At 46.8% G+C, this 24,517-nt stretch carries 19 protein-coding genes; 9 read left to right on the forward strand and 10 right to left on the reverse strand.

What is annotated here, in order from left to right; all coding sequences use genetic code 11:
• Window positions 1–387, forward strand: a 387-nt coding sequence (locus E0E16_RS14275) for a transposase (RefSeq protein ID WP_255418118.1), incomplete at its 5' end; no start/stop codon positions are given.
• A 149-nt stretch (window positions 388–536) separates the two neighbouring features.
• On the opposite strand, the gene brxL is transcribed toward E0E16_RS14275, so the two are convergent.
• The 9 genes from brxL to E0E16_RS05395 form a co-directional block, all read right to left on the reverse strand.
• Window positions 537–2,564, reverse strand: coding sequence for a protease Lon-related BREX system protein BrxL (gene brxL / locus E0E16_RS05355; protein ID WP_130829415.1), 2,028 nt, complete (start codon window positions 2,562–2,564; stop codon window positions 537–539).
• A gap of 3 nt (window positions 2,565–2,567) precedes the next feature.
• Complete coding sequence (gene pglZ, locus E0E16_RS05360; RefSeq protein ID WP_130829418.1) at window positions 2,568–5,063, reverse strand: BREX-1 system phosphatase PglZ type A; 2,496 nt, start codon at window positions 5,061–5,063, stop codon at window positions 2,568–2,570.
• A gap of 88 nt (window positions 5,064–5,151) precedes the next feature.
• Entirely contained in the window at window positions 5,152–6,591 is a 1,440-nt protein-coding gene (locus E0E16_RS05365; protein ID WP_130829420.1) for an ATP-binding protein, read from the reverse strand.
• Between the two features lies 1 nt (window position 6,592).
• Window positions 6,593–10,120, reverse strand: coding sequence for a BREX-1 system adenine-specific DNA-methyltransferase PglX (pglX, locus tag E0E16_RS05370; RefSeq protein WP_130829422.1), 3,528 nt, complete (start codon window positions 10,118–10,120; stop codon window positions 6,593–6,595).
• Between the two features lie 13 nt (window positions 10,121–10,133).
• A complete protein-coding gene (brxC, locus tag E0E16_RS05375) occupies window positions 10,134–13,595 on the reverse strand; it encodes a BREX system P-loop protein BrxC (protein ID WP_130829424.1) in 3,462 nt (1,153 codons plus the stop codon).
• An 11-nt stretch (window positions 13,596–13,606) separates the two neighbouring features.
• Window positions 13,607–14,191, reverse strand: coding sequence for a DUF1788 domain-containing protein (locus E0E16_RS05380; protein ID WP_130829426.1), 585 nt, complete (start codon window positions 14,189–14,191; stop codon window positions 13,607–13,609).
• Between the two features lies 1 nt (window position 14,192).
• Complete coding sequence (locus E0E16_RS05385; RefSeq protein ID WP_130829428.1) at window positions 14,193–14,828, reverse strand: DUF1819 family protein; 636 nt, start codon at window positions 14,826–14,828, stop codon at window positions 14,193–14,195.
• A gap of 3 nt (window positions 14,829–14,831) precedes the next feature.
• Complete coding sequence (locus E0E16_RS05390) at window positions 14,832–15,038, reverse strand: helix-turn-helix domain-containing protein (RefSeq protein ID WP_130829752.1); 207 nt, start codon at window positions 15,036–15,038, stop codon at window positions 14,832–14,834.
• A gap of 502 nt (window positions 15,039–15,540) precedes the next feature.
• A complete protein-coding gene (locus tag E0E16_RS05395; RefSeq protein ID WP_130829430.1) occupies window positions 15,541–15,861 on the reverse strand; it encodes a hypothetical protein in 321 nt (106 codons plus the stop codon).
• Window positions 15,862–15,987: 126 nt separating this feature from the next.
• Between E0E16_RS05395 and E0E16_RS05400 the strand changes: the two genes are divergently transcribed.
• Entirely contained in the window at window positions 15,988–16,206 is a 219-nt protein-coding gene (locus E0E16_RS05400) for a hypothetical protein (protein WP_130829433.1), read from the forward strand.
• A gap of 14 nt (window positions 16,207–16,220) precedes the next feature.
• Here E0E16_RS05400 and E0E16_RS05405 read toward each other — a convergent pair whose 3' ends face one another.
• The gene (locus E0E16_RS05405; RefSeq protein WP_130829435.1) at window positions 16,221–17,273 is read right to left on the reverse strand and encodes a peptidoglycan DD-metalloendopeptidase family protein; all 1,053 of its coding nucleotides are present in this window, start codon (window positions 17,271–17,273) and stop codon (window positions 16,221–16,223) included.
• Between the two features lie 84 nt (window positions 17,274–17,357).
• Between E0E16_RS05405 and E0E16_RS05410 the strand changes: the two genes are divergently transcribed.
• The 7 genes from E0E16_RS05410 (at window position 17,358) to E0E16_RS05440 (ending at window position 24,511) form a co-directional block, all read left to right on the forward strand.
• On the forward strand, window positions 17,358–18,125 hold the full coding sequence (locus E0E16_RS05410) for a DUF4099 domain-containing protein (RefSeq protein WP_130829437.1): 768 nt from the start codon (window positions 17,358–17,360) through the stop codon (window positions 18,123–18,125).
• Window positions 18,126–18,285: 160 nt separating this feature from the next.
• Complete coding sequence (locus E0E16_RS05415; RefSeq protein WP_130829439.1) at window positions 18,286–20,073, forward strand: MutS N-terminal domain-containing protein; 1,788 nt, start codon at window positions 18,286–18,288, stop codon at window positions 20,071–20,073.
• Window positions 20,074–20,123: 50 nt separating this feature from the next.
• Window positions 20,124–20,351, forward strand: coding sequence for a hypothetical protein (locus tag E0E16_RS05420; RefSeq protein WP_130829441.1), 228 nt, complete (start codon window positions 20,124–20,126; stop codon window positions 20,349–20,351).
• Window positions 20,332–21,651 (forward strand): ArdC family protein, encoded by a 1,320-nt coding sequence (locus tag E0E16_RS05425; protein ID WP_130829444.1) that lies wholly within the window; start codon window positions 20,332–20,334, stop codon window positions 21,649–21,651. Before E0E16_RS05420 ends, E0E16_RS05425 begins: the two co-directional genes overlap by 20 nt.
• Window positions 21,652–21,673: 22 nt before the next feature.
• Window positions 21,674–22,873, forward strand: coding sequence for a toprim domain-containing protein (locus E0E16_RS05430; protein WP_130829446.1), 1,200 nt, complete (start codon window positions 21,674–21,676; stop codon window positions 22,871–22,873).
• Window positions 22,870–23,592 carry a hypothetical protein gene (locus tag E0E16_RS05435; protein WP_130829448.1) on the forward strand — a complete coding sequence of 241 codons (723 nt, stop codon included), beginning with the start codon at window positions 22,870–22,872 and terminating at the stop codon, window positions 23,590–23,592. Before E0E16_RS05430 ends, E0E16_RS05435 begins: the two co-directional genes overlap by 4 nt.
• Window positions 23,593–23,713: 121 nt before the next feature.
• A complete protein-coding gene (locus E0E16_RS05440) occupies window positions 23,714–24,511 on the forward strand; it encodes a topoisomerase C-terminal repeat-containing protein (RefSeq protein WP_130829450.1) in 798 nt (265 codons plus the stop codon).
• Window positions 24,512–24,517: the final 6 nt, after the last annotated feature.

Raw genomic sequence — 24,517 nt, forward strand, 5'->3', positions numbered from 1 at the left:
GGAAAGATGCCAAAGTTGGTGTCCTTGCTTACCAACGACTTTGACATGTCCATGGAGACTATCGTAGCCATCTACCGCAGGAGGTGGCAGATAGAGTCTCTTTTCAAGCAGATAAAACAGAACTTCCCGCTTAGATACTTCTATGGGGAGAGTGTCAACGCCATCAAGATACAGATTTGGGTTACACTCATTGCCAATCTATTACTGTCACTGCTGCAAAGCTCATTGCAGAGGCGGTGGAGTTTCTCAGGGCTGGCTACTATGGTGCGCATTGTACTTATGGAATACCTCAACATGAATAATTTCTTCAACATGCCGGATGCCGACATGAAACTCATGCTTGAAGCAGCGGCTGAATCGCCACCCGAGGTAACAGAAAATGAATAAGGGGGCTTGTCACTAACATGCTGTCATCCGAACTATTGTGTCTCAATGAGTTGGAATGAGGATTTCTATGTTTAGCGGACAGTAATAATAGAATAACCCGAAGATAGGTGCTTCTATGTTCGGGTTATCTCTTGAAATCTTATGCGTTCCTATTTTATCCCCAACGCCTTGAACGCAGCATCCACGGGGGCGGAATATACCTCCAAGCTGAATTTGGAGATTAAGTCTGCTGGCACTTTGGAGTATTGCAGCATATCGGCTACTGGGATGAGAATACGCTTAGCACCGGCATCTTGTGCAATCTGCAAAGCTCCGGGCAAATCTGCGGTTGGAATAATTGTTCCACCAATACTCATTGATCCGAGTACGCACATCTGTGATTGAACAGGGCGACTTGTCAAGCCTGACACAAGGGAGATGAAAGCTCCCAGTTCCAACCCTTCCATTGTGCCAAGACCATTGATGTCGGTGGCTTTCAGGTGCATCTCGCTCTCTGAGAATTTTGCATCCTGACTTATCCTGCTAAGGTTTGAACGGCAATAGTTCACTGCTTCCTTCAGTTCGTCGCTGATGGCACTTCCACTACCAAACCCTGTATGAGTGAATTTCCCATTGCCAGGCATTACCTGTAGATCGAGGCGCACCAATCCCATGTTAACCTCACCCGACTGATGAGCTACGCTATATAGAGAGCCTGGCTGCAATTCTCCCTCTGGTATAAGTGCCGATCCGCCATTCTCAGGGGTGGTCACAAATCTCTCTTCGCCATCTTCGAAGTCAATATAGCTAAAGTGAACGTCGTAGAACTCCAGTCCACCAATCTTTTTCAATTGCTCTTTGATTCGACGCCGGCCTACCAAAGCATACTCCAAACACTTGCGGACATCCTCCTTCTCAAATTTTCCATCAGGAAATAATAGCTTCAGCATGCCACTTACCGTTTTCTTCACAGCTATCACATCACGTTGGTTAAGATCCCTGCCAAGTCTGAAATAGCGATGAATGGCATCTGCATAACTTATTTTCCGAAGCTCACGTAGGCACTCAGAAAAATAATCAGAGATAAAGCCAAAAGCATCCGTAAAGTACTCGGGATGCATCTTAGGTATTTCCCAACCAGGCAGATAGAGATGAAAACGGTCAAAGAATGCTGTATCAATCATCTCTTTGGGGAACGGAGCAAGCAGATGACTTACTTTGACCAAGTTCTCTATACTGCCGTTGATGTTGCCCACAAAAACCATAGAGGCGTTGGCATTGATGCTTTCCTTGCCTCGGCTGAATGAGCCGTTGGCCATATAGCCCTTCATAATCTGGATGCCGTCCTTATCCTTCATATTGATACCAGATACCTCGTCGAAGGCCACGACGTCCCATGTGCCCACCAAGCCTACTTGATGCCTACCCATATTATAGAATAGGTTGGCCACGGTGGTCTGACCACCAGAGATTAGGATGGAGTAAGGTGACAGTTCGTCGTAAACGTATGACTTACCCGTCCCTCGCGGTCCCAGTTCGCAGAAATTATAGTTATTCTCAACGAAAGGTATCATGCGTGCTACCAAGTGCCAGCGTGTCTGCTCATCAAGATTATTCGGCTCCATGCCTACACTACGGCAAATCACATTAATCCACTCCTCCAGCGTAAAGTTCCTTTTATACTCCACGAAATCCTCCATATCGGTAGATGGCATCTGTACGGGCTTCAAAGATGCGATATGAAAAGGTGTACCCTTTGTATTCTCATCGTAAATGTACTCCAGATCGAGGATGCACCATATTCCGCCACATAGCAACTTGTCGAACTTCTTAATGTAGCTGTCATCTATATGCACTCCGCTGATGTTGATATTGAAGATTTCGCCGACATAGCTGTCCGTTCGCTCGCTGAGTTTTGCAGATACTTTATCGATGATCTTATAGTGGCCTCGTTCACGTATCTTGGCCTTTATCATTTCTGCTTCATCTGGCCGCACATAGTTTTCGGCAAGGACACGCTTCACCATCTCTACGCCGTTGGCTATATCTTCCTCATCATCGGTGGCACAATACATGCCCAACAGATACTCCAACACATAGCTGGGTACGTTGGCACCTTCCTTGATGCTCTTGGTAAGGTCTTTTCTGACAACCTTGCCACTATAATATTCATTGAGCTTTATATCTAATTCGTCCATCTTCTAAAAATCATCATTAAACATCACACTCACCTTGTAAGCTTCCTGCTTATAGGGCGCAAACTGATCTGTTCCCACTAACTGTTTCTCCATCTTCAAGATTACTTCTTGATGGTTGAGCTTCGACAATTGATTTTTGAATACGAATGCGTGCTTTTGTTCTCGCTGCACGCTATCGGGGTTCTCGCTGTCGAAGGTCAGTGTAACTGTATCAGAGATGAGTTCGTTTTGACTGTCATAAAAACCAATCCTCAAAACCAACGCTTTCTGCTTTTCAGTTACCACATCTGTCTGATAGAAGCTGATAGTCTGCTTGTTGGTAGTAAGGCGAGATCGCTTGTTCAGCACATCCACATCCACATTACCCACATCACTGTCTTTCTTCACATTCACATGAAGCACCGGCACCACTACCTCTTGCGGCATGCTACCACCATGAACGAATCGGCTACCGGAACCTTGCTTGCGTATCCTGTTCAGTCCTTTGCAGGTCTGCATCTGCATCCCTTCTTTCAGCCCCACATTCTCGCTGTTCCATGTCTTGACAGCATCCCCCTCCGTCAGACAAGGACCGATGACAAAGCGGCGATTCTCTATGAAATAATCACCCATTGCCTTAAAGTCGGTAAAATCACTTTCGTCAAGCTCTTCATTCTGGTAGATATAACCATGATCAGCCGTAATCAAGATATTTGAGCCATTGCCGCTGCTAATAAACTTCACTAACTTTACTATCTGGTCAAATTCCGTCTCCGTGGCTTCAAATACCTCATGTTCCGTGGCCTTCTTATCCCCGGTTTGGTCTATATGATTACTATAAATATAGATTAGGTCGTAATCCTTAAAATAGTTTCTCGGCTTTTCTATCAGCAGGAGGTCTTCCGCCGTGATAGCCATACTTTTGGGAACATACTGCAGCAACACCTTCTTTCGGGTATCCGTGCCAGCGGTACTCATTCCATCGGCATACACCGTGTCTTGATTCTTCTCATACGACAACACTTTGTGGGGGAGCAATGCCGCCATACCCAGTTGGGTATAGGAGGGGAGCGTGGAGAGCATAGGGTCTTTGAGATAGGTTACCATACGGTTCGCCTGGGCTATTCGTTGTTCCAACTCTACCATTGTCTCATACCGCAGGGCATCGCTGATGATAACAAACACCCTGACCCCTCGCTCTACAAATGGGCTGACATGATACTGATAAAAATGCCGCTGACTGATAACATTGTTGATGTGCCATTTATCCATGCTATCTACCAATGGTTGCCATTTCTTGGCGAGTTGCATCAGGTAGCTGTTGGTATAGACATTTTGCACCATCGTGGTAACGTCAGGCAGCAGATTCGTACTTTCTGCCTGTCGTGCCTCTCTGATGTAGTGCCTATAATGCAGGTCGATGGAGTAGAGGCTTTGAGCATAGAGTTTGAAGCCTTCTTCTGGCGAGTTGATGATAAGTCCCGTCATCTTCTGGTCAATCTCTTCCATCATCCTCCTTGCCTCCAGCAAGGCATAGATAGTATGCGCCGCCACTGGGAAGAATATCTTGTGTTCCCGCTCATCCACGATGGTCTCCATATCATCCACCGTCATCGTGCTGTCAAGCACATTGCGTTGCAGATATTGAGCAATTATCTTATCTATACAGGGGAAGGTCTCAATGGCCACCAATCTCTCTATGGGTTCCCCCTGAACGATAGTCTTGATACCCAGTTCAGCTTCGAGCTTGTTTGCCCAGTCCTTATATAGTTGGCCATACTGACGGCTGTCTCGCCAGTCGCGCATAAAGATATGTGCCTCATTGGTCAGCGTCGGTGAAGTCAGATACCTGTCCATATCCTCACGGAACAGCACGATGAGAAGTGTCTTGACAGCATGCTCTTGATGGTAACCAAATACCTGTTCCACCTCTGTCCAATACACATCATTCAGATGGTATTTCTCCATTTTATCCGTCATATCGGATCCACCATCCAAAGCCTCTTGTGCCAAAGCCCATGTCAGCTGGTCGCAGGTAGGGTCAGCCTTGCAGACCACTGCCATCATCTGCCGTTTTATAACCTCAACATCCATGCCTTGCCGTAGCCGTGGAGTGATGCGGCGACGGTTGTCTGCCAGTTTGAAGAAATCGTAATGAGCATCTACCACTTTCTCCTTCAGTTCTAGCGGTATGCCACACTCGGCTGCCCACAGTGATGCCATATCTGCCGAGAAGAGCGTGCCCTGTACCTCCAAGTCGAGTAGCCAGTTGTCCTCATCGGTCGGACGCTCATGGGCACTATATATCAGCCATCCTCTTTCGGGCTGCTCTCCCTTCAGAATATGATACTTAACGGTGAAGGCGTTGCTGTCTAATGCGAGAAACTCTACCCCACGGATTGTCAACGCTGTGGCAAAGTCCTTCATCTCTCCGCCCTCGTTATACCAGAATACAAACCTGTTCTTTTCAAACAGACCATTGAGGACTTTTTCTATTTTATCTTTATTGCTCTCTGACATTTCTTAGCCTTGGATTTTACTTTGCAAATAAAAATATACTGATATTCAGTAGATTACATGATATTGGAATTTACTTTGCAAATAAGAATCAACCATAATATGGTATGTATGTGGCATACTTCTTCGATTTGATGTTTTCATCTGAAATCTTTATGAAGCCTGCCTCTACCGTGTCTGCAATAATTCTTGAAGCCACAGATGAATGCTTATCATCTATCTCAAACCTGTCTCTTACAGACTTGTTGTTGATAGGACTGCTGTCTTCATACATCAAGCAAGCATGCTGATAGCAGGCGGCGACCTTTTCTTGCTTGGTCATGTCGGATATAGACTTCCGAGGATAAAGGAATACCCTCGTAAATGACTCGCCTTTTGCAAACTTGGCAGCTGGAAGATACATTTTTTCGATGGCTTCTACGGCTCTATCAATTCCGCTACCTCGACGCTCACAAATCCCCAACATATACATGGTCTGTGCCAGGTCCTCGTTACGTGATTGTGGTGGCAAGTCTAATAGTCTGTTCACATCGTTCAGTGGTGGACCTGGATTGGTAATCGTCAGTCTGTTAGAGAATATCTCGATGGTTACCTGCATACCCTCTACTGAAAAATCTTGATGAATCAGGGCATTGGCCACCAACTCTCTTATAGCTACTCTTGGATATGTAGGCTTCGACTTACGCATCACGTCGATTTCTTCCGTGGAAGTGAGCTTCATGATATAATCCACCAGTCCTTCAAAGCCAACCGCATAACCATACGCCCCAAACTGTTCGGAGATTAACTCTCTGTTATTTGAGCCAACATATTTGCGAACTACTACGGTATGTCCCTTCAGTTTATCAAATGTGCGGATGTCATTGGCAAACAAAATGGCTCCCATATTGGTGATGTCCCAACCTCCTTCATGCTTGTTACACAGTCCAAACTCTTCTAACCGACGGGCAATGATGCTTTTCTCCTTTGGAATCTCACGTTCCAGCAATTCATAGAACTTCTGATAGTTTAATGTCATGAGCAGGTCGCCTAACGAAACATTCTCACGAGCAACTCGCTTTTCAAACGGGTTGCCCTGCGAGTCGGCTATGAGCGACTTGATTTGTGTACGCGACATCTTCACGGTCTCACCAGCCGATCGCGTGTAAGCATCAAATATGTTCTTACCCCGAAGGTGTACAGGCTTGTCAGGGTTTTCAGGTATATGTACAAATAGTAGCGAGTGATCTTTATAGCTCTGCACTGAATGTTCGATAGGAATAGAGACCGACAGATTGTTTTTGGCTATATTACCCAGTGTCTGCACGGTCTTTTCTATCTCTGCTTGCGACAGTGGAGCAAAGGTAGCATCATTGTTTACACCAAAGACTAAAAGGCCGCCTCCTTTGTAGTTGGAGAAAGCGCACAGATGCTGAGCCAGACGCTCGGTTTTGCTTGATAATCCGCTCTTCCAATCCAGTTCATTGAGTTCGGTGGGTATAGGGTACAGACTATCCTCTAAGATTCGTATTGCTTTTTCTTTCCAGTCCATATTATTCTTCTGTTTTATCCAAACCTTTCACTGGTTCTACCAGCGGATAGAACAACGGGTAGTTGGCTTTCACGCCGTCGTCGAGGTCAATGGTCTGACGGTGGGTGGCCATTTCTGCCAGTCGGGTAGCAAACTGCTCCACCTCTCGTATCTGCTCGTGCAGTTCGTTTTCGCGTGCCAAAGCCTTGTTGCGCTGGGCGGTGCTTAGGTCGTCGCGGCCCGATTGTTCCTCGGCCTCTAACAGCTGCTGTTGCACCTTTTCGAGGTAAGGATGCACATACTCTGAATGGAGCTTCGAGAGTGTATCTCCGTCCATGCGGTGCATATACACCAGTGCACGGAAGTAACCCTTCTTCGCCTTCTCGCCCATCTTCGATGAGAACATCCAGTAGATGGGTCGCTTGGCTCCCTTTACGTTGTACATCGCACAGTGGTCGGCATAGAAGCTCTTATAGAGATAGTCGCGCAGTGTGCTACCAAGCGCTTGATTGATATAGCGCATATTCTCGTGGAACTTCTCCTCACCAAAGAGCAACTTTAGTGCCTCCTCAATGCGCTCTGTCATATCGTCGGCAAAGAAATTCTCTTCCTGCACGATGGGGATGATGCCGTCATCGTCTATCGTCAGGGTGTCTTCTGCGCCATTGTCGAGTCCATCAACCTTCAACCCCAACTCGTCAAGGTTCTGGTTTTGGCTGGCAATAATCAGTCCTGGCTTATCTACGGAGTAGCGCCCCATGAAGCAGCCCACAAGATAACTGATAAACTGCTTGATGATTACATCTTCGTGCCAAACTATCTCGTTGTCCTCAATGCTGATTTCGCCTTTCTGTAGGATGGTCACTTCATTGAGCGGCACATCGGGTGTCAGTTCATCTTGCAGACCGTATATCTCAATAAACTGTCGGTTGAGTTCTTCTTCATTCTTGTGCAACTGGAGGAACTTGGCTTCCCATTTCATCTCATACATATCCACGTGCCATTTCAACGATGACGGCTCTGCTGCAGCTGGCTCGATGCAGATATTCTTTACGGCTGCATAGTCGTTGATAACGTCAAGAAAATTAGTCTTGTTGATGGTCAAAAGCTCATTGGACTGGAAGTCCCATGAGGTTTCGTGGGCATCCCAATCGAGCTTGGATATGGTAATGCTTTCATCAACCATATCATCCACATCACTAGACGTTCTCCATATTAATGGTATTCCATCAATAACACCCGTACTTCTATTCATTGTTGGATTGATAGCAGGGATGATAGCTTGTACAACCTTTGAATTTAGGAGAGCTAAAACATAATTGATATTGTTTTTTACAAAGCAAACAGGGCCAGCATCTCCCAGCACACTACCAGTTGGAAGGTATCTAAAAGAATTAAAACCAGAAGCAATTAAACTCCAAGTTATCGCAGCTTTGAAAAAATGTTGAGTATTCTTGCATGTCCTTGAATAGCTACCATATAAAGCTGACGCTAAATCCTTAACTTCTTTACCATTATCTTCCCAATTAATAATTTGAATTAAATTTCCATACCATTTACGTGTTTCGCCACCTTTGCTATAAGGAAACCATTTTTGAACAAAGATCTTTTTGTCGCTATTTTTCCTCTCAAAACATGTATTGCTATAACTTACTTCAAACCAATCGCGTAGAAATCTACCATTATCATTGGTTGACATACCAAGTTTGGTATCTAATTCATCGCCAACTTTATTGTTTTCATAAAAGATATTTATAATCTTTTCAGGAAGCCAATAGCTAGTAAATGTATATCCTGGCAATTTAATAAAATTCTTCTGATGAGATGCATAATGCCATCTGCAGTTTGAATTATTTATTGCCTCTAATGTCTTGTCATTTTTTAATGTGGCATCTTTAAAGTCAATCAATTTAATATAATGACCTTTATGTGTAGGAGCACATTTGGCAATAACAAAAGTAGCATTTTGTACTAATTCTCCACTAATTTCAGGAAAAGTCCTTGGACCTAGGTGCAATAATGACTCTACAAAGTAATTTTCTATTATTTTCTCTCGTAAACGTTTATAACTCGAATTAGACATCCAGCTATGTTGGTTAATCATGGCAGATCGACCATTCGCTGAGTTTAAACTGAAGTTGCGTTCCATAAATGCCGCCATCAAATCATACTTGCTATCTGGATAGTAAACTTCAACAAATTTTTTTAAAACCTTTCCCATACCCTTCCCAAGATACGGTGGATTTGTCACCACACAATCATACTTCTCCGAAAGGAACAACGCCTGTGTTTTGAGCAGATGGCTTTGCGTAGCCCACAAGCCCGTGTTCACTTGGATAGCCGCATAGTCTTCTGCCGACACCTTCAACAATGATCCGATGGTGTCGAGGTTTTCAAACTGCCACATCAGCGAATCTTCCCCCCAGCTGCCTGAAGCATCAATCACGTCGTGGTCTATCGCTTGCAGGGCGATGACTGCTGGTTGCACGGTATGGCGCAGGTAACGGCCATAATAGGCACGGCTCTTCATAGTGAGGGCAAAGCAGGTGAGCTGATAGCAGCGGCGGTCGATGTCCATACCGTAGAGGTTGTGTTGCAGGATAAGAGCAGGGATGTCTTTGCTCATCATTCCCTCCTCCTCGTACATCTTCGCGAAGAGGTCGAAGGCATAGACCAGGATATGACCGCTGCCCATGCAGGGGTCGAGAAACTTGATGTCCTTTGCACTGTGTATATGTTCGGGTATCACATCGGTCTGACCCTCCATAGGCTTGATATAGTAGGGCATGCTGTTGATGAGCCTGCTATCCGGGTGCAGCGTCATCCATATACGACCCAAGCTGTTCTCTACCATGTAGCGCACAATCCAGTGGGGTGTAAACAGCTGGGTGGCAGCGGCCTGCTCGTCACTCTTCAGTCCACCTTTGCGACTCTTGTGAGCCTCGGCATCCTTCTTGCGGTCGGTGATGTAAAACTGGTAGAGCCAGCCCATGATTTCCACATTCTGACAATCCTCATCGGTCATGCCCTGGCGAATGTCGCTCACAAAGCTCTGGGCAGACAGCAGGTCGTCGGGCATCAACAGTTCGGTGTAGTCGGCAATGCGCTCGAAGAGGAACGGCATACTCTCGCCCAACTGGTTGCACACAGCCACTAATAATTTGCGATAAAGCGGCTGTTCGGGTAGCAGCTTATCACCGGCGGAGAGCTTCAGGTCGTCATCTACGATGCCCCCCATGGCCTCCTGTAAGATTTCGGGACGCTGCTGTCCTTGTACGGGTGTTACCACCATAGGAGTATTATAGCCGTTGGCATCCATGAAGCGAAGCGCCATCACACGGTTGAACCAGGTGTAGGCCACCTCCTCGATAACCTGCTGCTCCGATTTTGCAGCAATCTCCTTGCGTAGTCGGTCTATCTGCGCTGCATAGCCACGCAGTTCAGCCGTGTCCTCGTGGAGCACATACCGCATCTTGGTAGAGACAAGCGATACGAGTTTGGCACGGGTCTGCTGTGCAAAAGTTTTCAGTGCCGATGTGTTTGTTGCCATATCGTGTTCTTTTTTAATTCAGCATGATATTCTTGTTGTCATCGATGAAGCTGTCAAGGCGAGCATGAAGTGCATAGATATAACGCTGTACATCCTCTTTTGTTTCCAACAGGGCCTTATCGAAGTTTACATCCATCGCCTCGTACCTCGATACCATCTTTTTGGCATTGGCTTGCTCCATGCAACGGTTGATATAGTCCAAACCATGATTATAGCCGTTGGTTACATCGGTGGTCATGGCTCTTAGATTCCCAATAAACCTCTCCGCATCTGCCTTTGCCGAGAGTTTGTCGAATATCTGGGCGACAATATCCTTCTGCTCATCAGTAAGTTGTGGATAAGCAGGAAGAGACAACAGTGCACTGCGCTTTTCTTCTATCTGCGCCTTGATGCTGCCATGTGCTTCATCTTGCATGGACTTGATCTCGCCGGTCATGGCTTCGAGGGCCTGTTTACCTTCAGCCATCTGTGTCCATGGTGTTGCCGAATGATAGATTTTATCCAGCTTCGCCTGGAGTTCAGGATTTACTAAAGCCACGTTAGCCAGATTGCCCTTTTTCAGCGTGTCGATCTTCTTGAATATCTCAAACTGGGGACTCGCAACAAACTGGCTGATGGTGTCAGCCAACTCCTTGTCGTCCAGAATATCTTCAAGTTGCTTGGTCTTGGCGTAAAGGCTGGGGAAGACACTGCGACTGGCAATCTGCAGTTTTTCGACGACTTGCTCCACTGGCTCCACAAACTTAAATGGCCATTGAGCCTTGACGGAGCGCAGCGTATCAATCTCCTTATTGAGTCGCTCTATGAATCGAGTATGCACATCCTTGGCTGTCTGTGCGGCACAATTCTCATCGTTGAAAAACTCACGATAGAGATTTTTCAGCTTGGTCACCTGACTTTGCGATATAGCCTCTTCAATATCAACGATCAGCGTAGCCTGTGCGCCACTGTTAGTGAGATGGTAGTAAAGGTCACGGTCGGCTACGGGGCCACCACTGCTCTGCATGGAAATCTTATCTGTCTTGTAAAGCTTTGCCAGCAAGCACAATGTGGCCGTTTGATACCAGCCGTAGGGTGCTTGCCTAAAATAATCTACAAGGTCTTTTACCTTCGAGCGGATGCTCAGCTGCTTGTTGCGCTGAATGTGGTTAAATACCTCTTGGGCACAGACATCGACTCCCTCGCTGCAGAGTGCAGTATCTAATGTCGTACTGGAAATGATATTCTTCAACATCGAGTCATCATACTCGATGGTGAGCATCTTCAGGTTACGATAAACCTGATCGACCAGTTCCTTCATCCCGTCAGAGAGGCGCGTTTTAATATCCGTGATCTTGCTGGGGGTGATTTCCTGTCCGGCAATATATAGGCGGGCATTCTTGGTAAGTTCGGAGAGTCGGGCTACGATGTTTTCCCGACGCTGACTGTTGATTCTACGCTTATCGGAAATAATCTGTTGGCGATAGTTGTCGTTATTGCTGGAGAGTAAGCGTAAGAGACACTTGTCGGCCTTCTTATACATGGCGAGGTCTTCTGCCATATACTTGTCTTCGCCCAGCACCACTACCAACTGGTCGGGGTGCTGCATAGAGTAAGCGCACATAGCCTGCTGGTCGGTATGTGCCAACTGCGTAAGCGGTGTGATGAAATGGATGTAGATGTCGGCATCGCGCCCGTCTTGCTGTTCGTCAACAATGCGGCCGTAAGAGAAAATCTTGAAGGTGGACAACTTAATCTTTGAGTCGTCGAAGATGTCGGCACTGAAGATCTTCTTCAATTCATTGTTTAGTGCATCTGCGGAAAGATCCTCATTTTTGATTTCGGTTTCGATGTCCTTCTCCTCATTCGTCTGATAGTGGTATTCATCGTTTGCACCCTTCTCGATGTACGACTTGCGTACCAGCACGTTGAGTGCTTCTTGAATGTCGCTCATGAAGGCAGGGAAATCGGTATCAAGCGTGGGCATCAGAATCTTGGTGATATTCTCCTTGGTAGAGGGGAATCCCTTGACGTACTTGACGAGGAAGAGGGTCTTCAGAACCTTTAATGCCAAATCATCGTTCAGCGTGCGCTCGGCCTGCTGAATATCACTCTGTATCTTGGTCTGAAGAATACCACGGAGCCCCTCATACATATCGCAGAACTGTACGATATGGTCTAAATCCTTGTCCTTATATGTTATAGCGACTTGTTGAGTGATGGTCAGCAAAGAACGCTCACCCACGGAGGTATGTTTTCCGCTGAAGGCATTGTTCTTACTCAGCTCGATGATAGATCGCTGTAGCAGGTCAAACTGATAATCGACAAATGGAAAATCGATGGCGAAATGCGCATCACCCTTATAGTTTGTTCTAAACTGACTGTTGTCGCCGAAGTTGAACATACTCTTGATGAACACCTTCTGCTCGTCATAGACCTTACGGAGTATCTGTCGGGGTTCTGGCTTCTTTTCAAGCAGACGACGCTGTATCACCTCGTCGGCGTTGGCACTGGTAAGATTGACACGAGTGGTAAAGCGACCCTGAATCCGCGAGAAGTCGTTTTCCTGTTGCTGCTCTAGATTTCCGAGAGTGGCATCAATATCCATCTGCGACGTGACCATCAAGATACAACGACCTTCGGTACGGTCAGCAAGGTCTTCGGCGATGGTCTGCAGGCTAAGCATGCGATGCACGTCCTTTCCGACGAACTGGGCCACCTCATCTACGAAAAAGATAAGGCGCAAGCCTGGATTCTTGTCCAGATAAAGCTTCACTAAATCGGCAAAGCCATCAATGTCGAGGCGATAATTATTAAGCTGGGTCTTGATGTTGTTCAATGCCACCTCAAGAGTAGTGCCCTCCATTTCGGCGAAAATCTCAGCGAGGTTCTGCTGACGGAACTGTATGCTCTTACGGGCATCTTCCCAAGACTGTCCGAATCTATTTTGGTATTCTGACTTCAGCCAAGCGTACTTATCATTTCCCTCGAAATAACGCTCTATATTAGCCACTTCATACTGCTTCTCATCGTAGCCCAGCATACGGTTGAACTCCTTCATGAAGATGGCCAGCACAGGGTCGGAAACCTTCGTCTTGCCAAGCCCATCAAAAATTTCCTGAATGTTGAACAAAATGCTCTTAGTGGGTATTCGGCATGCCTTGATGATGTTGCCCTTCAACTCAAAGTCAGCAGAGGCCTTCTCCGCAAACACATCGGCACATTTCTTACCGTCTATCTCAAAGTTGTTTGCCAGTACGTAGGAGAGGATTTTCAGCAAGTGTGATTTACCACTTCCGAAGTCGCCTGAAATCCAAACATAACTCTTAGATGCGGGTTCAACCAGTGTTGAGAAAAGATCTGGCAGCAGTTTCAGCTGTTCGGATGTAACAACAAACTCGTCCACCTCGGTGGTCAAATCAGAGGTGCTGCTTGCCTTAATTACGCCATTGATGGGGCGACTAATATCTTTAGCGTAGATTTCTTCTTGTATCATAGTAATTGTTCTTAGTCTTTTAGATCGTCTAAATTTTGTCCTCGATAGTAGGTCTCATCGGAGATTTTTCCAAAGAGCTTCAAATGTAGTCTGTCGTATTCGCCAGGAAAGAACAGTAACAGATTATTCTTTAACGCCAGTTCGTCAATATTATTGAGAATAGTGTGCGAGCGGACAAAAGGATAAACGCTGCCCACTCCTGTGATGAACACGAAATCGGGATTCGTTTCCTCTATTCTACCCTGAATTAGAGGCAGTACCGCAGTCTGCACATCGAGAACTCCATCGAAAGTTGAGATAATCGCATCGCTGTCGATGTCTTTCTCTCCTTCAAGAATAGGATTGAGTAAATTCTCCTGTCTGAGTATATCCAGACAAATGTCGTATAGATTGATGTTTACACTTGTCTTCCCGACCTTGCTTAACCTGTTCATCAGCCGATTTATCTGGGTTGGGATTTCACCTTGTAGGCCTGGATGGAAAGGTTGGATGAAGATAGGAAGTTCCCCACCAAGATTCTTGCCAAATTCAGGATTCAACAATTTATTATAAACACCCTCGAAAAGCGTATCAATATCTTGTGTGATGTTAGTCATATCAATGGGTTAGCTTACTGATTTCATCATTGGAATAGAGATAGATGGAAAGCCACTTGGGGTTGTCCTTCACAATGAGCTGTTCAACCTTTTCGGTGAGATAAGGGCGATGGAGTATTCCCGTCTTGGCAGATTCCACCAATTCGGTTTGTTCCAGTATTCTGAATGCCGTTTGACGCATCTTACGAATGGTCTGATCGGACAGCCTCTCTAGTTCTGGGTGTAGATACTTCTTTTCGTTAAAGAACTCGTTGAAATTGGCATAGCTCACCTTCTCGTCGAGATTATAGAAATTCTCGCGCACTACTTCTACTATAAAATCGCGGATAAACGAATGTGCCTTGCAGATAGCAAGGAGTACGAGAAGGCGACGCTGTGCAGGAGTTTCATTCGCCAACAAGTATCGCTCATCGTCGTTCAGAGCCTGGAGCCTTTGCTTCACTAGAGAGAAGAGGCGTTTGCTGGTTGAAAGCTTCTCCTTTTGCATCAAATTGTTACTAAGAGTCGACTCACGGGTTCGTTCCCAGTCTTCCGAACAATCATAGAAAGCTTGCACCACAGCAGAAGTCTCATTGAGCAACGCAGCCCCTGCCGTGAACGTTATATTGTATGTGTCTATATTCAAATCAGCCACCATGCACTAAACATTTTTTGAATCAACCAATAAGTCCTTGATATTTATATCCAAGATCTCGGCTATCCTGGTGAGTGTCTGCAAATCAGGCTGGGATGTATTGGTACACCACTTTGAGACTGTAGCAGGATCTTTGCCTAATTGCTCTGCCAACCATTTTCCAGTTCTCCCAACATCAGCGAGGGCTCCTTTGATTCTATTTATTTTTTCCATTTCATAAGAAATTGATGTTAAGCGCAAATATATGAAACTTTCCTCATATTCCTTCATAGTTTTAGCAAAAAATGATGGGTGGTAGTGAAAATTTCTTTCTCACATGCTAAGTTTTGCTTAAAAAGCGATATATATGCCCTTATAACCAGAAAACAAAGTTGATGAAGGGTGCAATTATAGCTGACTTGGCAGCATGGGCATGTGAACATCAAGCGGATGAGTTCTATGCGCATCTTGTTATGCCAGATGCCCAATTATCCGTATGTAGCGATTTGCTTTTGAACTTCATATAAGAGCCTGTTGCAGCTTTACAAAGATATGGTGTAAGTGAGCAAATGCTCAATATTCCTCAGTTGATTGTCCTTTCTGTATCTATGGGTTGGAAAGACCTTTTCGGTGGAGTATCGTTTAAAAAATCGAGGAAAAGCTTTCCAAGGAAGATTATTCTTTGCTTGTTATCGCCAGTGATATTATCTCTCATTTACGCCATGGGGCTTCCAAATCACAAGCTGTCCAAGCAGTAAGGGATGTTGTAAATGGCAAAAGTCTTTTGGTAGCCACTGATTTGGGTGGTTATATCTACCATGGCTAGCAATGCTTCAAGAAGAGTTGGGACTTTACGTCCGCCATTCACAATGCCATGTATGATTACTATGAAGATAAGCATCTTCTCGCTATATTGACAGGAGCTTTTGCGGAAGCAATGTATGGCTGTGAATATGGTATGGTCAAGTAAAAGTATTCTAAGGAATGGTTCTTTGAATTTCAGATACCGCCATCTATTCTCTCTAACAATCCCGCAGAGTTTGAAGTTCTTCGCCATATTGATCAGCAAAGATTTTTCTTTCCAAAAAACAGTGCCCTCACCAATGTTGAGGTGCATTAGTGGACTGATATGAGGAATATTCTTGCAAGAGTTTGTTTCCCACTTGCACACAAGAACAAGATAATGAAATCCCACTATACTGACTGGGACCATCGTTATGGTATCTATCTGGATGATGGCTGGTTTTATGTGTATCGTAGCCATGTATTGCTCAATCATTTCCAAATGAGCAGTGATAAAGGTAAATATTATTTCATCACCCGTACCCAGAAGTCAGAAGCCATGCAAGCAGGTGAGGATTCTCTTTTGGAAGGTTTTATGCAGAGGGATTCCATTTTCTAGATTTAGACATGGAGCTATAGGCTCTTTTCAAGACTCATCACCTTGGTAACATAGTTGCCATCTTCGGCATACCCAATCTTGTTCAAGAAATCGTAGTAGTTGCCGCCTTTGTATTTGTACTGCACATAATCTTTATAGGCTTTGACGCTCTCTTCCCATGAGTTGAAGGTGTAGTAGCTTCCGTTGCTGGGGCGGCGAAGCCCGAAGAGGTTGTTGTTTTCTAAGCATACCCGGGAGGTAAAGTAGCCTGTTTCAAGCAGAGCCTGTGCCGCTACTATCTGTGGGAACTTTACATCAAATTGCCTTAATGTGGCCATCAGATTTTCGATGTTCAGCTCTCTGTTGGGTTTCGTGCCAAATCTAATATACGACATCTTATCCTGTAGCTGCGTGATGTAACCGTTAAGATAGTCCACAAAGACATTAGGATTGACGCTCTTTCCGCCTTTCCTAATTCTGATATGAAGATGCGGACCAGTACTTTTGCCCGTGTTCCCCGATACTCCCACGATAGTTCCTGCCGAAACCGCATAGCCCTCCTTTACGGTAATCTGGTCAAGGTGTCCGTACAGACATTCGAAGATGCCATGCTCTAAGATGATGTAGTTGCCATAGCCTTTATTGCTATAGCGCACTTCCTTGATGATGCCGGGCAACATGGCATACACCCGTGCATGGTTACATTCGAGGTCGATACCATCATGGAAAGCCGCACATCGCTTTACTGGGTCTTTCCTGTAACCGAAAGCAGAGTTGAGTTTCAGGAAGTCGAGCGGCAGACAGACATTCATACGCTGGCTGATCAGGTTGAAAAGCAGGGAGTCCTTCACATTGACAAACAGTGGTACGTCCTTCTCGATGGTGATTTCCAAGCCGAGGCCTGTTTGGAAGGCTACATCAGGTATTTTTGTGTCTATGCTACCTACCTTTTGCTGTGTAACTGTTTGTTTTACAAGTCTTTCCTGTGTGTGAGCTACCTCTGGACGGAGGGTATAAAACTGTGCTGCCATCTTTATACTGATTGCGGTAGCAACAAAAACCAATAGAAATAATCTGTATCGTCTCATCTTATCGTCTTGCTTTTTTGATAATTTTGTTCGGTGAGAAGCGCAAGTCTTCTCTCGACAAATTTACCGATAAAAATTCAACGTATGGAAAATGTGATGACGTTTCAGGCTCAGGGAGCGGTCTTAGAGAAACTGATGCAGCTGGGTATCGACAAGGAGAAACTGGCGTCGATGCCTGATGCTCTGAAAGTTCCGCTGCTTTGTGGAGAGGTGACGCCTGTTTTCATAGCCAACACGGAAACATCAAATGGCAAGGTGATACAGTTACCGATGAAAGCCCAATTCGTACTGGATGATAACGAACAAGTGTTACTGATGACTTACCCACTCCGTAGAGAGATTGCCAATGAATTAGGACTTAACCAAAATGAGCTCCAACGAGTGCTGTCTGGCGAGGTAATACACAAGGAAGTGAACGTGGAGGGAGAAAGGAAAGTAAGATTTGTTCAGCTGGATAAGGAAACGAACTCGCTCATGCACCGTAATGTGGCCAGCATTCCTATCGAGACAGAACTACAAACACGAGATAAAGTGAAGGACATCGAGCTGGGTGCCAATCAAAAGGAGGCTTTGCAGGAAGGTAAACCTGTGGAACTGGCTCTCGGCGACACCAAGGTAACGGTGGGCGTTGACCTACGTGAGCCACAAGGCTTCAAAATTGTCAACGGCGACATGAAAGAGTGGGAACGATTGCAACAGATGCGCTACGATGATGTTCACGAGGATTTTATGGGTTATGTGATGACCGACGAAAACCGCTGGGAATACCAGAAAGTGGTGGAACGCCAGGCCATGACCAACAACCCCTCGGAGTCTATCGAAAAGAAGCAGCGTACAGGCTTGCTCCGATAACACAAGACTAAAAACCATCCTCCCCAAACAAGGGATTCTTTAATATTCTGCTCCCGGCTTGTCACTTTCATAAGAGCCAGCGAGTGCTTTAACATTCTTCTTTGTTGGCGAGTTCTTCTGTTGTAGAACCGTAGCGTTAAAGCATATCACGACAAGCAAGGTGGGTAGAAAGAAATACAAAAATCTTGATTACGACTACATCGTCAGCTCCGTGGCTGGCTATGCCAAGGTTGCTCCTATTGCCCGAAAAGTAAAGGCTGGGGACGATATGGCCATTGCCAAGGCAGCAGCGATGATGACGGCTGCCGTCAGGAATGTCATGCCTAAAGATAAGCAGGTGGTACTGGTACCTATCCCAAACCGCACCGGCAGGGCCGGTTACACCAAGACGCTTGCCGAGAAAATCAGCGAGGCACTGCATCTGCCTGTCATCGACGCGCTGGCAAGCAATACCCACGAGCCGCTTTATCTGGTGAAGAAAGCCAATGGCTCGCTCGATGAAGTGCCGCTCTACTTCTATCGCATCCGCAGGGTGCCTAAGGACAAGATACCCATTCTTATTGATAATGTACTCGACACCGGGCACACGGCAATGGCCGCGTATGAAGCGATGGGCAGACAGGACACACTGATGGCGGTACTCGGTGATACGCATAAGTTCACGCCCAACAAATGGAAGTCGGATATTTACCCTTTAATTGACAATAATATGGCAAGCAAGAAAAAAGAAGAGGTGCAGCAGCAAGCTACCCCAAAGGAAGAGCCGACGGCTCAGACCGAGAAAAAAGCTGCAAAGAAAACGACAAAGCTCCCGAAGTCAAAGACGCTGGCGGAGCTGTACACGAATATGAAGGAGAAGCATCCTGATGCTGTCCTGCTCTTCAGGACGGGAGATTTCTACACGGTCCTGAACGCTGATGCCTCCAAGGTGGCTGACACATTGGGTGTCAAGGCTACCAAGCCAGCCAAGGCTGGAGACGGTTCTCTGCAAGTTACATTTCCCCATCATGCGCTGGACACGAATCTGCCGAAACTCATCAGTGCCGGTCTCCGAGTAGCCATCGTGGACAGTCTGGAGAAGAAACAAAGTGTAGAGAAATCAGTATCGGAGAAAGCGGAAACGAAAGCACAGGAAATAAAAACTGAGGAAAAGAAAGAGGAAGGGAAGGCCATAGAGAAATCGGCAACCGCCAAGCAGGAGCATCAGCCACGCGAGCCGCAGATGGTAACGGTCAATGGCGACAAGGTTTCCCATGCTCATGCCTTCCAGTCCAAGGTGAATCCCGCCGACTGGTTCTATGTGGCTCAGCTCAACGGCAAGCAGCTCAACCCTATGAAGATGGACGCTGCCGACATCGCAGCCTATCAGAAACGGGAGGCGAAGGTGGAGGACATGATGCAAAAGTATTATCCGACAAAGCTGGCTCCCAAGGTGTCTGCCGAGGAATACAAGGCTGCCAACATTCTATCCGACGGCAGGGTAATCGACAAGATGACAGTGTATAAGGAGAAAGATGAGCAGCGTGCCGACTATGGCAAGTACAAGCTCTACGCACAGGTGGGCGACCAGCGCATGTCCGTTCCAATGACCAAGGCGGACCAGAGTGCTTTCTTCGACCGCGTGACGACACCGGCGGCATTGGTGGAAAAAAACTTTGGCGAACGGCTGCACCTGGCATCGGCCTACGCCGTCTATCTGCTCCCTGCCAACATCAAAGTGGAGGATATTCGGGTGGCAAAGGACAACATGGACGGCAAGTGGAAGATTTCAGCTGCCGTGGGCGAGAACGGGCGCACGGACAAGAAGGCGATTTCCTTTGACGACGGCTTTTCTCTCTTCCAAGCCAAGACCGTCACTCGTGAACAGCTGGCAGCCAAATATCTCTCAGAGGACATCAAAGTGCTGTCGGGTCAGAAGCAGGCTATCAGCAATGGACTGAAGATGTAACCTTTGGGCGGATTTCTATAATGAACACAGATAACATAAATTCAAAGAAAATGGCATATAGTTTTGAAGAGCTGGTCCAGCTCAAACAGGACAGACGGATAGGATGGCTGCAGTTCACGCTCGAAGGTGAACATGCGAACGACTTCATGCAGTGGTGCAAGGAACACAACATCCATCCCAGCGAAGATACCGCAGAGTTCTATATGGAGTCGGTGGAACTGAATATGCAAGATAAGCAAATCTTGGCGGAGGACGACTATGACTACAGCTGGAACTGAAACAAAGACGCTCGGTCAGAAAGCCGTGGACAGATTCACGGAGATGATGATTGAGCGTATGGAACAGATGAAGTCCGTTGGCTGGCGCAAGGGGTGGATTGGCGGTGCCACCGCCCCCGGTGCCATGCCGCAGAATGTATCCGGGCGTGGATATTCGGGAAGCAACTCTTTCTTCCTCCAACTGGACACGGCTCTTCGTGGCTACTCCATGCCCGTGTACCTCACCTTCAAGCAGGCCAACGACATGGGAGCACATGTGAAGAGAGGTGAGTCGGCTATGCCAGTACTCTACTGGGATATCATAGCAAGGGACAAGGATGGTAAGAAAGTTTCTAAAGAGGCCTACCGCAAGATGAGCCTTGCAGAGCGGATGCAGGTGCAGACCATTCCTTTCCTAAAAGCCTTCAATGTGTTCAATGTCGATCAGACCAATCTGGCTGAGGTGAAGCCTGACAAGGTGGAAGCTCTCAAAAAGCTGTTTGCCCCACCAGAGCTGCGAGATGCCGAAGGGATGTTTACCAGCAAGGCTCTCGACCGTATGTTTGAAAAGCAGGAGTGGATTTGTCCTATCCAATATGATAAGCAGGTACCCGGTGCATATTTCTCTCCCTCCAAGGACATCATCGTCATTCCAAGGAAAGAGCAGTTCAACATCGGCAAGACACTGGAAGAGGTCTATAAGGACGGTATGGAATACTACTCCACGGCCCTGCACGAGATGGCTCATTCCACCGGTACGGAACCTCGGCTGAACAGGGGCAGCCATGAGAAGTTCGGCGATGCGAAATACGCCAAGGAGGAACTGGTGGCTGAGCTGACGGCAGCGATGGTAGGCAACTCGATGGGCTTTGACAAGTGTATTCTGGACAACAATGCGGCTTACCTCAATAGTTGGATCTCCACTCTCAAGGAAAATCCTAAGTTCATCGTGTCGGTGATGGCCGACGTGAACAAGGCTGCTAACATGGTACTGGAAGAGGTGGACAAGCAGAAAATGGCGTTGGGTGAAGAGCCCTTGCTCGATAAAAACAGAAACCTTTCTAACGACATTCCCAAGGACAAGGTCGTCTTTGAGAACGCCTCCATCATCAAGCAAAATGATGGCGACTATGCGGTGCGAGCCTCATTCCAAGGTCAAGATTTGGGACTCAAACCGATTGACCGAAATGTGGGCATCCTCTATTTCTCTCTCTCGGAAGAAACGGAGAAGGCGCGTCTGCTCTCCCATACGCTGGAAAAAAGTTTTGGAGATGTAGTCATGGCACAGACACAGCAGCATGCTCATCGTATGAAAATATAACCCTTTATACTTGTAGGCAGTTATGAAACAGAGTGTAAACTACAAAGACCTAAAAACAAAGGTAGGCGTAGATGATATTGCCTATTATCTGGGCTATCGTCTCGACCGCTCGGCTGGTGTGGGAAGATACATTGAAATGGTTTTGTCTGACTCCACGGGGCATCAGGACAAGCTCATCATCAAGAACCCGAAGGAGAAGGCGGCGCAAACTTATTTCCGGCGTAACGGGGCGAGAGGCGGTGATGTGGTATCTTTGATACGTGAGAACCTTAGCAGCTTCCACGAGTCTGGAAGAAACGAGTGGGAAATCATCGGCAAGGTGATGGCCCACTTCGCCAATGAGCCGATTCCTGACTATGGGGATAGCCAGTATCTTACGAAAGCTGGGTACACGGGTAATACCGTGTTTGATCCGAAACGCTATGAAACGAAGGATGTTAATGGTGCACCGTCGGAAGTAATGGCGTTCTTTGTCCAGCGTGGCATCAACGAGGAGACGGTGAGTGCCTTCGCACCATTTATCAAGCAAATAAGGGACAACAGCCATACCACCTACAAGCAGTTCAACATCGGCTTCCCTTATACGGAGGCTGGCAAGGACAAGGTGGTGGGCTATGAAATCCGTGGCTTTGGCTCATTCAAGAGTAAGGCAGCTGGTACTAACTCGACGACGGGGGCATGGATTGCTGATCTCTCACAAGGTGGAGAGCCTACAGACATCAGAAATATCTATTTCGCTGAAAGTGCCTACGACATCATGGCGTTCTATCAGCTGAATCACCTTCGCTTAGATGGTACTCATTCGGTATTCGTATCGTTGGGTGGCACGTTCTCCGACAGTCAGATCAAGGGTATCATGGCGCATTACCCGGAAGCCAAGGCGATGGACTGTTTTGATAATGACCTTGCCGGGCGTATCTATGGAATCCGCATGGCTGCCTTGCTGGAGGGCATCCGCTTGAATGTGCATAAGGAAGAGGACAAGGTGAAGATTACTGTTGGCGCGAAGAACTTTGCCATTGCTAATGAACAGCTGTCCATCCGTGAGCTTCGCAAGCATATCCACATCCGCTATAATGTAGGTGAATGGAAGGCTGCTGCGAACTACAAGGACTGGAACGACCAGCTGATGGGTAAACAGATGGAAGTTGTGGCGGTAGAAAACAAGTTTGCAAGAGATCGGAATCTGGCTGACCGCCGAGAGAAAGGGGTGGGCTTATGAAACGAATCTTCATCATATCATTGTTGGGTAGTTTAACTTTCTGCCCTATGATGGCACAACAGACGGACCCGACGCTGACGGGTGCAGTGATAGCGCAGAGCGGAATGCTGAAAAAGATTTTCAAGGACCGCGAGAAGACACAGAAGAAAATCATTGCTGCGGAAACGGCAGTCACTGTGGCGATGGACAGAATGCACAAGGTGGAAGACAAGATGCTGACGTATCTCTCCAATGCACAAGGAGCCATGCAGAACCTTTATCAGATCAAGCGAGCGGCAGAACTGACAACAGTAGAGATTCCACGAAACATGAGCCTGTTGCGCCAGTCGCTGCCCGGTCATCTGAAAGGAACGGCCATTGCTCTCTTGGTGTCTGATGAACTGACGGATGCTGCCACGCAAATGGCTTCGCTCTATCCGTTCATGAAACAACTGGTAACGAGCGGCACATACAACGTGAGTGGCTATGATGTCACCGGCAAGTCTGTGAATGAGAAGCATAAGGTAAACCTACTGTCATCGGCGGAACGGTATTACATTGCCAATGAGGTGGTGACGAAACTGGAGACGATCAACACCGATCTGTGGCTGCTGGCATGGCAGATAAGGACGTACTCGTGGAATGACCTGTGGTTTGGACTTGACCCTGAAGGTTGGGCCACGGTGATGTCAGGAAAGGCGATTGTGGATGGACTAATCTATGAGTGGAAATATATTTGAGAGGTCTGAATATGGGCATTTTTCTGTACTTTTGCATGGCGACACTTTGTTATTTCGAGGAAGAGCAGTGCAAACAACGGATTTGCCTGGTAATCATTAAACTTTAAGAAATAGCAAAGATATGAGTGATACAAATAACTTAATGATTTGCCCCGTTTGTGGCAGAGGTACAATGGTGCACGACGAGCAGGACTGGAAGTGCAGTGAGCAGTCCTGTGGATTCGTTATCCCTAATCGTTTGTTTAATTTGGAGATAACGGAGGAACTGGTGGCGCCACTTGTCAAGCATGGTCATACGGGGGTGCTCTCTCTGCAAAACAAGGACGGACAGTATTTTAAGGCGGCTCTCGTCATCCGTAATGGAAAGGTGGAGGTATCATCAGGTGTACATTATATCGACGGAGTATGTCCTATCTGTGGAGGTAAGATGCGCAAGACTTCAAAGGGCTACCGATGTGAAAATTCCATCGGTGAGCATCCATCGTGTGACTTTATGATTCCGGGTATTATCTGCAACCGTAGGATTATGGAGCAGGATGCCGTGGCGTTCTTGAATGGCAAGCATATCGCCCTGGAGGGCTTTGCCTCAAATGAGTGGAAGATGTTTGCCTCGTCGTTGTCGATAGCCGAAGGCAAGGTGAAGCTGGAATCGCGCATCGCAAAGTGTCCGCATTGCGGCGGCGACCTGCATGTTGGGCTGAAGGCCTACAACTGTGCCAACTATCGCAATGCCGAACATCCATGCAAGTTCTCTATCTGGCGTAACATCAGCGGTCATGCCGTATCGGTGGAGGAGGTGAAGCAAATTTGCGAACAGGGCGTAACCAGGGACTGCATCGAATTTTACAAGGAAGACGGTACAGTGTACTACAAGCGGCTGCAACTGACACCTGAAAAAGACAGAATAATCATGATTTAAGCAGTT

This window comes from Prevotella rectalis, assembly GCF_900607215.1.
GTDB lineage: Bacteria > Bacteroidota > Bacteroidia > Bacteroidales > Bacteroidaceae > Prevotella > Prevotella brunnea.